Origin of the sequence: Bacillus sp. FSL H8-0492, from assembly GCF_038006145.1 — a bacterium.
Taxonomy (GTDB): Bacteria; Bacillota; Bacilli; order Bacillales; family Bacillaceae_G; genus Bacillus_A; species Bacillus_A mycoides.
Window position 1 is genome coordinate 88,884 of the sequence record NZ_JBBOUP010000002.1, and the last position, 12,544, is coordinate 101,427.

The following is a 12,544-nucleotide window of genomic DNA, read 5'->3' on the forward strand; positions in this document are numbered from 1 at the left end:
ATACTCACAAGTTTCTTTTGCTGCCAACCGCACTCCCCCCTTTATAAACAAAAATCAAAAATGCGTAAATACATAGTGAAATCAACGATTTCTTTTGGTAGTCATACCATGATTGATGTTTTGGCTATGAACTTGGTATTCACTTTGATCATTACCTTGGTAAAGAATATTCGTTGTTGATTGTCTCATATACGTTGTCACGTGTTGTCTTTTTAAATAAACCTTGCTATCGTCCCCCAATCCAAAAAGTTTAATGATACAATATAAAAGGAAAGTTTATTCAATTCAGAAAATTAGAGAGGGGAAAACAGCTATGTCACGATTGCAGCAACATTTTGAAGAAAGAAGACAATACATTTTCAATCGTCTTAAACAACCAGAATACACGGAAAGAAGCATAGAAAAAGTTCGCCAAGCTCAAAAAGAGATCAAAAATACAGTGCGAACGATTAAAGATTTGTTACTTTTCGACAAAACAACTGATCCTTGTTTACCAGAGGTTGCTCAATTTTCTCTTCAACACATTACAAATTCAGAGTCATTTGAGAATGTCAAAAAACTTGTTCCATCCTCTATAAAAAAGTTAAGTGAAAAAGAACGTGCAAAAGTGTTAGATGAAACATTAGGCGTCGCAAACCAAGTTATGAATTTAGAGCGTACTGTTTTTATTATGATGTTTAATGCAAAAGAACAACTCCTTATGGATTTTCACAAAAAAAAACGTAGATCACAGACAGAGCTTCATTTTGATGTTGCGGATAAAGACGGATTTGACCAGGAATTGTATCAAACACGGATTAAGGAATTGCGGAGTGATATTCGTGTGGTAGCATTTAAAAAATTTTGTTCAAATGAGCCAACGCCAGATGATTTAGAATCCTTTAAAGAGCGCTATGAAACGGCCATATTGCCAAAAGTACAAGAGATTGTTTCTCTCATTGAACCAAGTCTCATAGGGTTAGATGTATTTTTAAACCCAGTGATTGGATATGGTACGAATCAAATTACATTAGATGACATGGTAAAACAATTAAGTAAAAACCTTTCTTTACTACATGAATTATCAAAAGTCGAATATTGTCCAACCGTTGAAATGACGGTAAAAGAATACGCTTTTTTAGAAGCTATGAATGATTCTAAAAAAACAAAGGAGTTGCAACGATCCAAATGATTAATATTCAAGATGAATTATATCAGCAAGTAATCGAATCAAAAAAAGAAGTTACAATTATTTTATTGAATGGGTTTAGAATCCCTGGGCAAATAATAGCAGTGGATAAGTTTACAATTTTGATTAAAAACAATGATAAACAACAATTGATATATAAACAGGCTATCTCAACCGTAGCTGTATAAAAAATACATAGTTATTACAGGGATTAAATTGTATATTTATGACAAAAAAAAGAACCCTTCATAAGGATTCTCAACAGGAAATAATATATATATAAAGAATTAACTATATTATAATTTAAAAATACAAAAATCATATTGAGAAATTAATAAATAAATTGAATTTTCTGTTTTATTAATTTAAAATAAAATATGAGCTGAATGAGTTTTCTGTCATCGAAACCTTGTACGAAAGAGAGATAGGATTATTCCTATCTTTTTTTCGTATTGTTGTTGAAATCTCATTCCAGATTGTTATAACATAAAAAGGAATTGAGTGGACTAGACTCAATTCCTCGTGGTGAAAGCTCATTTGCCAACAGAATACCTTATGAAAAGAATCCTGCTTTTTTGTAGGGTTCTTTTACTGTGCCTTGAGCATGAAATGTAACACTGTATACGCCATTTTTCTTGCTGAACATCCTCTTTTGAGTGCTAATTGTTGCAGTAACTTTAGTTGAAATTGCGATAGTTCGATTTCTATAAAATATTGAAATGCATGATATTCACGAACAGGGGTGTCCTCCATATAAATGTACTCTATCCCTTCCATAACAAGATCCGAGGCAATTTGATCTAAATCCTCATTATAGAGTGCTAAACCTTGCAGTTTTTCGTATAAATTTGATTCTAATGAAATAAGTAACTTTTTATTATTTTTACGAATAATTTTTTGTTGTTCTTTCCAATACGTTTGTTCTTGTAATGCTACATTTAACATTTTTAATTTCCCCTTTACAAATAGATTCAATATTCAATCTTTAGTTTCTTTGTTTTCCCTAAAGTAAGTATCAATTTCTAATTAATCCTTATTTCTTACACTATTGACCGCTGCTAAACATGCAGCTATTCCAAGGCGTTCCTCACTATATATCTGTTTGTTTACTGTTAAAAACCAGCAACCATTTTCTATTACTGTAAAAAAATCTTTGTAACGTCTACCTAACGTTTCTAAAATCAATGTAGATTCGTAACTACTCAGCTTCCTCACGGAGGCTTTTTTAATTTACTAGTCTGATATGTACTTTTTGTATGAATACTAGACATATCATACAAGGAGGTGGTATTTATGTTGAAAAAACAAGAAATTCTAGCTGTCTATCAAAAGGGACCTCAAGCTATTTGCGATTTTGTTCATCAATTAGAAAGTCAAATACAGAATTTAAAAGAGCGTATAGAAGAATTAGAAAATCGTTCAAAAAAAAACTCTACAAATAGTCATAAACCACCCTCTACAGATGGTTTTCGTAAGCCTATTACAAAAAGTTTGCGAAAATCATCCCAGCGTCAAACCGGTGGCCAGTTGGGCCACAAAGGACATACACTTCATTTGACAACGACTCCTGACCATACGATTACCTATTCTCCTACGCATTGTACTTGTTGTCATACGTCCTTAAAACATGAACCTGTAAAAGGATACCGCATTCGCCAAGTGTATGATTTACCACCTATCCAAATAGAAGTGACGGAACATAAAGTAGCACAAAAAGAATGCCCACATTGCCATTCTATCCAAGAATCACAATTTCCTTCTACCGTCTCTCGTCCTGTTCAATATGGTCCAAATATAAAAAGACTGATTCCTTATTTAACACATTATCAATGCCTTTCTTTGAAACGAACAAAAGAATTCTTTCAAGATTGTTTTGGACATTCGATAAGCGAAGGTACGTTAGTCAATCATACCCATGCTTTTTCTGCTCAATTGCGGCCGTTTCTCGAAGAAGTAAAAGAACAGATCCTGCAGTCTTCTGTTGTCCATTTTGATGAAACCGGTATGCGAGTAGAAAATAAAACACAATGGTTACATACTGCGAGTACACCGGAGGTGACCTTGCAACATATTCATGAAAAACGCGGAAAAGAAGCGATGGATGCAGGTGAAATCTTGCCTTCTTTTTCTGGAATTGCCATGCATGATGGGTGGAAACCGTATGATGTGTATACAGATTGTCGCCATGTTTTATGTAATGCCCATCTCTTGCGAGATTTGCAAGGGATTATAGATAGTACCGGAGAAACATGGGCACAACAAATGAAAGAATTCCTTACACAAGCTTTGACAATAAAAAAGCAATACAAGGGAAATATTCCAGAAATGGAGAAAAAGAATCTGTTTGCCGCATACCAGGCCATATTGAAAGGCAAACAGGTGCCTTCTGCAGAACAAAAAAAGAAAAGAAAGCAGACGCCTTCTCAAAATTTATGGAATCGCTTTGCCAAGTATGCTGACAGAATTCTAGCGTTCTTAGAAAGTCCAGATATTCCATTTGATAACAATCAAGCGGAGCGAGATATTCGGATGACGAAAGTCAAACAAAAAGTGTCTGGGACGTTTCGTAGTAAGGAAGGTGCAGAATCATTTTGCCACATACGCAGTTTTATGAGCACCATGAAAAAACAAAATCAATCAGTATTACAAGCGATAAGTCAGGTGTTAAAAACCGGAACGGTTCCTTGGAATACCACTCTTTCGTAAGAGAATGTTTCTATTTCATATAGATTCTTTCTTTTATCGGAGTGTGTTCTTTTCATGTTTTCGAACAGGAAACATGTATTTGGCATGCTTTTTTGTTTAACTAAGCTGAGTAGTTACAAATCTAGATGCTATTCCTATGAATAATCTTGATAAGGCGGTACAAGCTGCTTTGTTAGGACCTGAAATTAAAAAATTAAAAGTATTTGACCATGAATTTAATGTGAAACCAGCGTATATTTCGAAACTAGGCAATCAAACTGTCGTAAATGGTCAAATTTCACATCATTTAAGTTTTCGTTTAGATGATCAAGTCTATTATCGCTTTGTAAAATAAGATGGGGTAATCAAAAATTTAGAAATTAAAATTGATCGTGGTGGATGGACAAAAATTACAGCACCTATCGGTGCAATCATTGCTCAATATTTTGGCGTTCCGATTACACCAGATCTTCTATCACAAATTGGCCAACAATTAGGCGCTTTAACAGATGGAAAATGGGAATACGCTTCGGAAGCGATTGTTGCCGCAATTGGTTTATATGTAGAATAAACGGTATCATTCTATTTTATTTCGTAACAAAAAAGGTGATTCCCATTCGAGAATCATCTTTTTGTCTGCCATTTAAGAAGGGACGTTTGAAAAAGAAAATCTATATGGTTTACTGCAGTTCCTGGCTTTCCTATTTTGCATAGAACCTGATAGCATATACAAGTTAGCTAAAGTCGTAGGAGTGTCAACGAACAAGAAATGGAAGCATTCTGTACGGAGATGAGGAATAGATTTCATGCTACACTTTCAAAATGCTGTACTCGTACTTGAATACTATGTCTGCTTTGGTATAACATAAAAAGGAATTGAGTATTGAGAGACTCAATTCCCGTGGATTGCTCATTTGTCAACAGAATACCTAGTAAAAGAATCCTTCTTTATGGTAGGATTCTTTTACTTTGTTTGGAGCATGAAATATAATACGGTATCTTCCATTTGTCTTGGTGAACAGTCTCTTTTCATTGCACGTTGTTGCAGTAACCTTTGTTGAAATGGCGATCATTCAATTGGTAATTGTAAAAGTAAACGAATGAAATACCTTAGTCCTATGTATCTATCATACATGTAGAAATTTCTCAATATTCGTCGATGAGGATGTGTGCTAAGATACAAGTGGATGTAAATTCCTTTCCGTTGTTTGTAAGTTTATATATAAAGAAGAGACGCTTTCATAAAGATTACGTTTTTTCTTTTTTGTCTTATTATAAATTTTAAGAATGAAAAGAAAAACATACAATAGACAAAGAAGGAAGCCTACAAAAATGAGTTTCCGAATCGCTTTTATTTTTTATCTATCTTGTGGGAGCTAATAGAAAGGAATTAAAATATACTTGTTACTATGTTGTTGTACACACACTTATATCACGTTTAGCACGGTACTACATATAAGAATAAGATACAGAAGTAATCCCATAAAGAGGATATATTTCAAATAAGTTGAATCATGAAAATCACTAAACAGAATGACACCTACAATTGTAATCAACATAATAGACAATAACACAACTGGATATAAGTAGAGTGGGTTTTCAGTTATATAGATAACATAACAAGAAAAAGAGATTATGAATAGTAAGAAAGCCACGAAATTAGATTTATACATACGAGGATTCCTTTCTCAAAAAACATATAAAACATTGACGAATTGTAGCGAATCCGTATGGGTTTCGTACGAAGGGTGCCGAATCAAACGTTTGTTTAAAACATAAAAACCGTGATAGAGGTCCTCTATGGTTGGTACATCAACATTTCACCATCAAGGAAATCTCCTTGATAGGCAGTATGTATTCGCCATATGTTGCAATCTAATCATCGGGTTTCTTACCCATCCCCTCCAAAAGGTACATTAAGGGTTTATTCCATAAAAGGAAATGTTTCTGAACCAGTCTGTTCTACATTGATTCAGAGACATTTTAGTGATTCTATTCGTAAGAATAGATACAGCGAAGTTAAGATTCTTTCATTAGCCCACGTTTTTCAATCTCACGATATAATGTTGATTTTGTTACAGTCGTCTTTTTCTCGTTTTCCAAAGATCAATGACATGATCTACTAAATCCTTGTTTTTCCCTTTACGTCCAAACTTTACTCTATGTTCTCTCGCTCTGAGCTTACCGGCCATCGTCCGCTCACGAATGAAATTACGTTCCATTTCCGCGAACAGCCCCAACAGCGTAACCATTGCTGAGATGTTTAATAGGTATCGCAAGGGTAGAAAATGTTATAATATATTTTCTGCCACTTCGATGCCAAGTAAAGATCGTACATGTTCGATCTGGTTTGCGATTGTAACTGAGGCTGAACCAGCAAATAACAAGCCAATGGCAACGCCATCATTTGTCGTGATTAAAGAGCCAGAGTCTCCGCCTGAAGAAAGGTTGGTTGTGACAATTTGATCTCGAAACCGTGCAACTTTACCACTTCCGTAATTCACATCTACGGTCGCGTTTACCGCAGTGATGACTCCATGTGTATGATTTGTGGTCCATCCCGTTTTCATGACGCGGGTACCGACGGTAACATTTTGTTTTCGTCGCCAGCCTTGCACAGAACCAATCCAATGAATCGAACGATCTATCTGATGAAATGGTGCTTCTGCAATCGCGGCATCAACAAGATTGTTTTGATTTTCAAGTGGTACTTGTGAAGAAAAGGTAATTGGGATAAACCTTGATAAGGTTGCAATCCGATCTGTTGGATCGCTTCCCCCATCAATTGGACCAGGTTGTAAAATGGGATCGCCTATGTTCGCGTTATTACTATTCGCTAATACATGATTGTTACTTAATATATAGTATCGATTTGGGATACCATATCCATGTGCTGGCGGATTGGTAGAACCATTCGGTAATATATCATATACGCAAGTCGCAATCGTACCAGCCGTCACATTTCGATGAGCAACGCTATATCCCCCTTTGGCTGGACGAACTCGAGTGGAAAGTGTTTGTGTATCAACTTGTAATGTTTGTTGATTCCCAGCAAATAGATATCCTGTTTGAATGACGTCGGTTTTGATTCCGTTTATTTCTTTTGGAATGACTTGATTCGTTTCTAATGTTTCAATAGGTAGTTTTTGGTCTACAAATACAAGTAAAGAGGGTATGCCTGTCATAACCCCGTTTACCTGTTGAATACCAGCTCCAATACCTGTTACATTCCGAAACTGTAAGAAAGCATCCTCTACATCTTGCTGCACTTTTTGAATGTCTTGTTGTTCCTGAACAGTCAACACCTTTATATTTGAATGTTTCCCCATAACACTCTCCTCCTTATCCCGTGTAATGATTTGTAATGGTCCCCACTTCTATAATGTTCGTTGGGTATGTTTCTAATTGTGTAGGTATTTGTTCCGCTGCTTTTAATTGAGAACGCGGTACTTTTTTCGAAACAAATACTTGAATCACTTCTTTTTCTTGTACAAATCCCATTCCTACTCCTACAACATAAGGTAAACGTAATAAATCTGTTTCATATTTGCGCACAACTTGTTCTAATTCCATCGGACCGCTCCCTCTTCATTTAGATGATATATTCGGTTTGTCTTCGATGGTTTTAAAAAAATGGTGTATGACACCACTATAAGTATTTAACTATACTCCTGTATTTTCCTTCTTGAAGCATAGATGAGAAAGAAAAAAAGAGACCTTCTATAGAAAGTCTCTCTAAAAAACTTATTTTGTTTCCTACTCTTACAAAATAAGTTACATAACAGCTTACTTATAAAATACTAGAAATTTTCTGTATAAAAAAGCGGGAAAATATGTAAAAATATAGAACTTCGGAATATAACATTGCAAAATATAAGCCCCACTGAATTATAAACAGGGCTTAAGCTATTGATAAACATAGATACAATTCGTCCTTTTCATATTCAGCAGTAACAGATGGTGTACAAGTATGTATTCATATTTTGTAGACAAACGAACATATAGGATATAGAAATATGCCTATTTATTTTCTCAATAGATTCCCTGTATTTCTACATAAAAAATGATAACAAAATGATAACGCTCTTATTATAATAGACAGCGTGGAAAGAACTTCTGAGAATGTCTTACATGTCTGCATTCTACAATTAAAAATGAAAGGCGTGGAAAAGATGATGAAAGGGTTATCAAAATTTACATTAGCTGCCTTGATTGGCTGCAGTATCATTGTTGCACCGCAAGCCCATGCAGCTGGTCAAGAAAAAATTACTGCTATGAACCAAGAATTTCTACAAAATGACCAATATGTCTATAATGGCTATCGTGTAAAGGAAGTAGGAAAACCAGCCATCTATTTAGTGGATAGAGGCATGAAACGTTACATTACAGATTCAGATACGTATAATCGTATTTTTAAAAATTGGGATGGGGTATTAGAATTTCAAAGCTTACATACGATTCCAAATGGAAGAAGTATTGATCCGGATATGGGATTAGTACGGTTTGAAAAGGATTCGTTTCTCTATTTTCTTGATAAAGATGCGACTGGAAAACCAATGAAACGCTGGATTACGAGTCCGTCTATCTTGAACAAGTATGCTTTTCATTCAGAGGCAGCTATGCTTCCTCAGTGGATGAAAAATGCTATACCAAATGGCGCAGCTATTCGTTAAATATAAAGATTCCTAACATAAGTAATAGAAAATAGAACTTTATTTTTTATAAACTTGTATGCTAGCTATGAAATTTAGAATCTTTATACATACAACAAACAGAGGCGTATACCAAAGTACCTTCTGTTTGTTGTATAAGAAGAGATTCTGGGTTCTATCTTAATGAAAATAATGATTGGGATCATCCAAATTGGAGGTTGTTCCATGTAAGAGAACCTATCAATTTTTCATTTTACATACGATGCGCTACTTGTTACAAGAAGAAGCTATCGCATCATTGGTACCTGTATACAGATAGGCGTCACTCATCCAATACCCATTTGTTAGTTGATTCCATCTATTGGTGCTCCCCTTACGACCAGTAAATGTCGCCCCATTTGCGGTACAAGAAACCGTTACAACCTCTCCATCATGAAGAGAACCTACAACCGGATAGTTCGTACCGGGGCCTGTACGAAGGTTTACTGTACCCCCTTCATTCGCATCTACAATCCCTTGATTCGCAAGAAGTTTTCCGTAATTATACAAAGTATAGCCTGTATATCTCACTGTACTCCCATGCATCGCATAGCCATTATAAGGGGAGGTTTCAAAGAATACCCAGCCACCTAGTTCTTTTCCTTGTAAAGGTATACGCGTATTGCCCTGCAAGAGGGAAAAATGCACATGGCGACCACTTGCATATCCACCACACGATACATCCGTCCCCGTATAACCTAAAAAGGTTCCTTCTTGGACTGGCTGACCATTTGGTATCATATTATTCCACAAATGATAGTAATCCGTGGCATATCCATTTTCATGATAGATACGGATCCAGCCTCTGTTATTTGCGCACATGGTGTAAGCGATGCCATCTCCCGCAGCTAACACGCGTTGGTCTCCGCCATATAAATCCAGAGAACTATAGGGTCTATCTGATCCTGACCATCCATGAGGACCGCCAGACATCACCCAAGATTGTCCTTTTTCGTAAGGTAACCGAAGTTCAGGCCTATTCTGTGAGAGGGCCTGCGCATTCCCAGGTAAAGAAAATGCCTTTTTTTCTTGCGCGCTCATCATTGCATCGGGAATTTGTTGTGAGAGTTCGCTGAACAAATCCATTCCTTCTAAAGCGACTTCCCAATTTGTAGTAGCGTGTTTCGCAATGAAAAGTTTTCCTTCTGGAAATGCTCCTGTTACATGTGGAGCCAATATCACTACAGAGCCAAATGCCCAGTTCTCATCATTGGATAACCGCTTCACATTCACCTGCACTTGTGTATCTGCAATCTGTGGTTCTTCCCCTAGTGTCTTTTTTTGTTGCGATAGTTCTTGTAAAACAGCATGTTTAATCGACGTTTCTGGTGTTTGCACGGGTAGTGCGTTCTTCATCGGTTTTGGATTGTCTGGTCGTAATATTGAAGAATACCCCACTCCTATTAGTAGTAATACTAGAAATATACCAAATAAAATCCATCGAAACCTCTTCTGTAACCTCATTCTTTCACCCCTTACCTTTATAAAAATAGCTTTCATAAGGGGTATATGCTATGTTTTAGCATTTATTATTGAGAAAATCATGTGGATAGGTATTTTATACTTGAGAGCAAAAATAAAAAGTAGCAAGATTTTAGGGATACACGTAACTTTGTATAGCGATGCATTTCGAAAAGCGAGATGACCATAGAATTTTCTCAATATGTCATGTTTTGATTTCCATATAAACTTCCCTCTATTCGTGCTATATCTATATCAAGGGGGTCTTACATAGATTAGAAATAGAATAGGAGGAACAAAATATATCATTCAAAAAGAAAGTAGGGGTAGGAGTGATTTCTGCCGCTCTTGGTTTATCTTTCATCGGTGGGGGAACATATGCCTATTTTAGTGATCAAGTGGTAACGAATAACACATTTACTGCGGGTACATTAGATTTAGCTATGCAACCTACGACTTCATTGGATTTAAATCAGTTGAAACCAGGGGATAAAATATTAAAAAAATTCAACTTAAAAAATAGTGGTACGTTAGCTATTCAAGATGTTGTGATGAAAATAGATTATACGGGAAACGATGATCTGGAAAATAATCAGGCAGATGATTTTGGTAAGCATATAAAAGTACAATTCCTTTGGGAGTGGGATCCAGCAAAGAGCCCTGTTTATGAAACAACCCTTGCAGAACTAAAAGAACAAGGATCAGAAATCGTTTCAAAGAAAGTATTTGCATCCAAATGGACGGAATCACGAGGGTTACAACCTGGGAAAATGGATTGGTTTTGGATGAAGTTTATATTTGAAGACAATGGAAACGATCAAAATATGTTCCAAGGAGATAGTATAGCTTTGAAAATGAAATTCCAAGCAAATCAAACAGAGGGAAGGGAAAGATAAAAAATACTGCATAGAAAATTACTCTATACAATAAGCATTTGATGTATCAAGCTATCGTATAGAGTAATTTACAAAATGTAACGGTTTTTTATAGATTTCTATCCCTTTTTACTATTCTTCTCATCCTATATTCTTTCGTGTGATGATTGTACTTTTCTATCTCTTTATTTACAAATAGGGAATTCCGCCTTTAGCCATGCTAGATATCCACCTTGTACATTCATTACTTCCTTTACACCATGTTTCTGTAATATACTTGCTGCAATAGCGGAACGTATACCAGAACGACACTGCACAATAATCGGACGATCTTTTGGAATATCTTGTACATGCTCTGTCAAGTGTTCTAGCGTGATATGTTTGGCATGTGGAAGATGTCCCTCGTTCCATTCCGATTGATTTCGAACATCAATAACGGGATGGGTTCCCGATTGTATAAGAGGAAACAATTCTTGAACGGTTCTTTCTTCATACGTCTCTAATGACTCTATATCTTCCAGTGTGTTTGAAGGCATATAGGCTATCGTACGGTCTAGTCCAATTGCTTCCAAATCTCTCCGTACCTCGTTTATATTTGCAGACAGAGGATCGATAACGATGATAAGGTCCTGGCTATCCTCTAGGAGCCAACCACACCAGGTTGTAAAAGACTGGTTATAAGGAATATTCAGGGACCCCTTTACGTGACCAGATGCAAAAAACTTTGGTTTTCTTGTATCAATGATTTGTTGGTCTGTATGTGCTAGTTGTTGCCATGCAGGGAAAGAATGTATTTCTTTTATGAGACCCTGTGTACGAATCGGCGGACCAGCTTGATTGATTCGTTTCATTTTAGAAAAATAAGGTGGTGGTTCCGGCTGTCCACTTAATACATGCACCACAAAAGAATTTTGTTCCTCTGTTTGAAAGGCCCAATTAAAAAGTTTCTCATAGCCCATTGTAGAAGAGGGAATGGCGCCTAATGATTTTCCGCATGCGCTACCAGCACGATGGGAGGCCAAATTTGTAGGTATACCGGCATCGTTTTGATTTTTTGGATCGAATGAAATAAGTCTTTGGCGCTATCCTTCGCATGATGTGGAATACCCACAGCGGTTTCTAATAAATCTGGTCTACCCACATCACCAACAAATAGAAAATCTCCTGTAAAAATCCCTATCGGTTTATCATTGGTTTCATTATGCTGTTTTGTATCTATGACTAGAAATGAGATACTTTCAGGCGTATGTCCTGGTGTGTGAATAACCTGAAATTGGATCGTACCAATATGAAATTCACTGCCATCTCTGACAAGATGGTATGGCACTTGATCGAGATACTGATACTTCCACGTGCTTCCCCCTTCAGCTGATGCATAAAACATTGCGTTACAAGATAATGCAAGCTCTTTTGCACCAGATACAAAATCAGCATGAATATGTGTTTCCGTTACCGCAATGATGTCTAATCCTCGCTTTCTAGCAAATTCCATATATTGTTCGATGTGACGTCCTGGATCGATAACGATGGCCACTCCGTGATCCTGGCACCCCATGATATAAGAAGCATGAGCCAATTTTTCATGATAAAAACATTCTAATAACATACATCAGCCCCCTTATATTTCAAACTCTTTTTTAACCAGAATTCCTTTTGACAATGTT

General features: G+C 36.2%; 12 protein-coding genes and 1 pseudogene. 6 read left to right on the forward strand and 7 right to left on the reverse strand.

Going from position 1 to position 12,544, the window contains the following annotated elements; all coding sequences use genetic code 11:
- The first annotated feature begins 313 nt into the window (after positions 1–313).
- On the forward strand, positions 314–1,171 hold the full coding sequence (locus MHH66_RS27780; protein ID WP_078185310.1) for a hypothetical protein: 858 nt from the start codon (positions 314–316) through the stop codon (positions 1,169–1,171).
- Positions 1,168–1,356: an RNA chaperone Hfq gene (gene hfq / locus MHH66_RS27785; RefSeq protein ID WP_078185309.1), complete on the forward strand. Its 189-nt coding sequence runs from the start codon at positions 1,168–1,170 to the stop codon at positions 1,354–1,356. The genes MHH66_RS27780 and hfq overlap by 4 nt, the downstream gene beginning before the upstream one ends.
- A gap of 400 nt (positions 1,357–1,756) precedes the next feature.
- Here hfq and MHH66_RS27790 read toward each other — a convergent pair whose 3' ends face one another.
- The gene (locus MHH66_RS27790; protein ID WP_078185308.1) at positions 1,757–2,113 is read right to left on the reverse strand and encodes a hypothetical protein; all 357 of its coding nucleotides are present in this window, start codon (positions 2,111–2,113) and stop codon (positions 1,757–1,759) included.
- 81 nt (positions 2,114–2,194) lie between these two features.
- Positions 2,195–2,383: a hypothetical protein gene (locus MHH66_RS27795; protein WP_078185307.1), complete on the reverse strand. Its 189-nt coding sequence runs from the start codon at positions 2,381–2,383 to the stop codon at positions 2,195–2,197.
- Between the two features lie 78 nt (positions 2,384–2,461).
- Between MHH66_RS27795 and tnpC the strand changes: the two genes are divergently transcribed.
- Both tnpC and MHH66_RS27805 read left to right on the forward strand, forming a co-directional pair.
- The gene (gene tnpC / locus MHH66_RS27800; RefSeq protein ID WP_078185306.1) at positions 2,462–3,874 is read left to right on the forward strand and encodes an IS66 family transposase; all 1,413 of its coding nucleotides are present in this window, start codon (positions 2,462–2,464) and stop codon (positions 3,872–3,874) included.
- A gap of 136 nt (positions 3,875–4,010) precedes the next feature.
- Positions 4,011–4,208, forward strand: coding sequence for a hypothetical protein (locus tag MHH66_RS27805; protein ID WP_234803740.1), 198 nt, complete (start codon positions 4,011–4,013; stop codon positions 4,206–4,208).
- A 1,720-nt stretch (positions 4,209–5,928) separates the two neighbouring features.
- Here MHH66_RS27805 and MHH66_RS27810 read toward each other — a convergent pair.
- Genes MHH66_RS27810 through MHH66_RS27820 form a run of 3 tightly spaced genes read right to left on the reverse strand, consistent with a single transcriptional unit; the run spans position 5,929 to position 7,426 of the window.
- Positions 5,929–6,105 carry a hypothetical protein gene (locus MHH66_RS27810; RefSeq protein WP_340868027.1) on the reverse strand — a complete coding sequence of 59 codons (177 nt, stop codon included), beginning with the start codon at positions 6,103–6,105 and terminating at the stop codon, positions 5,929–5,931.
- A gap of 39 nt (positions 6,106–6,144) precedes the next feature.
- Positions 6,145–7,182: a hypothetical protein gene (locus tag MHH66_RS27815; RefSeq protein ID WP_078185305.1), complete on the reverse strand. Its 1,038-nt coding sequence runs from the start codon at positions 7,180–7,182 to the stop codon at positions 6,145–6,147.
- A 13-nt stretch (positions 7,183–7,195) separates the two neighbouring features.
- Positions 7,196–7,426 carry a hypothetical protein gene (locus tag MHH66_RS27820; RefSeq protein ID WP_065486461.1) on the reverse strand — a complete coding sequence of 77 codons (231 nt, stop codon included), beginning with the start codon at positions 7,424–7,426 and terminating at the stop codon, positions 7,196–7,198.
- Between the two features lie 581 nt (positions 7,427–8,007).
- Here MHH66_RS27820 and MHH66_RS27825 point away from each other — a divergent pair.
- Positions 8,008–8,526 carry a hypothetical protein gene (locus MHH66_RS27825; RefSeq protein WP_078185304.1) on the forward strand — a complete coding sequence of 173 codons (519 nt, stop codon included), beginning with the start codon at positions 8,008–8,010 and terminating at the stop codon, positions 8,524–8,526.
- Between the two features lie 246 nt (positions 8,527–8,772).
- Here MHH66_RS27825 and MHH66_RS27830 read toward each other — a convergent pair whose 3' ends face one another.
- The gene (locus MHH66_RS27830; protein ID WP_234803737.1) at positions 8,773–10,008 is read right to left on the reverse strand and encodes a peptidoglycan DD-metalloendopeptidase family protein; all 1,236 of its coding nucleotides are present in this window, start codon (positions 10,006–10,008) and stop codon (positions 8,773–8,775) included.
- A gap of 299 nt (positions 10,009–10,307) precedes the next feature.
- Between MHH66_RS27830 and MHH66_RS27835 the strand changes: the two genes are divergently transcribed.
- Positions 10,308–10,901, forward strand: a complete 594-nt coding sequence (locus tag MHH66_RS27835; RefSeq protein WP_078185303.1) for a TasA family protein — start codon at positions 10,308–10,310, stop codon at positions 10,899–10,901.
- Positions 10,902–11,065: 164 nt separating this feature from the next.
- Here the strand turns inward: MHH66_RS27835 and MHH66_RS27840 are convergent.
- Positions 11,066–12,486, reverse strand: a pseudogene (locus tag MHH66_RS27840) (MBL fold metallo-hydrolase).
- Positions 12,487–12,544 lie beyond the last annotated feature (58 nt).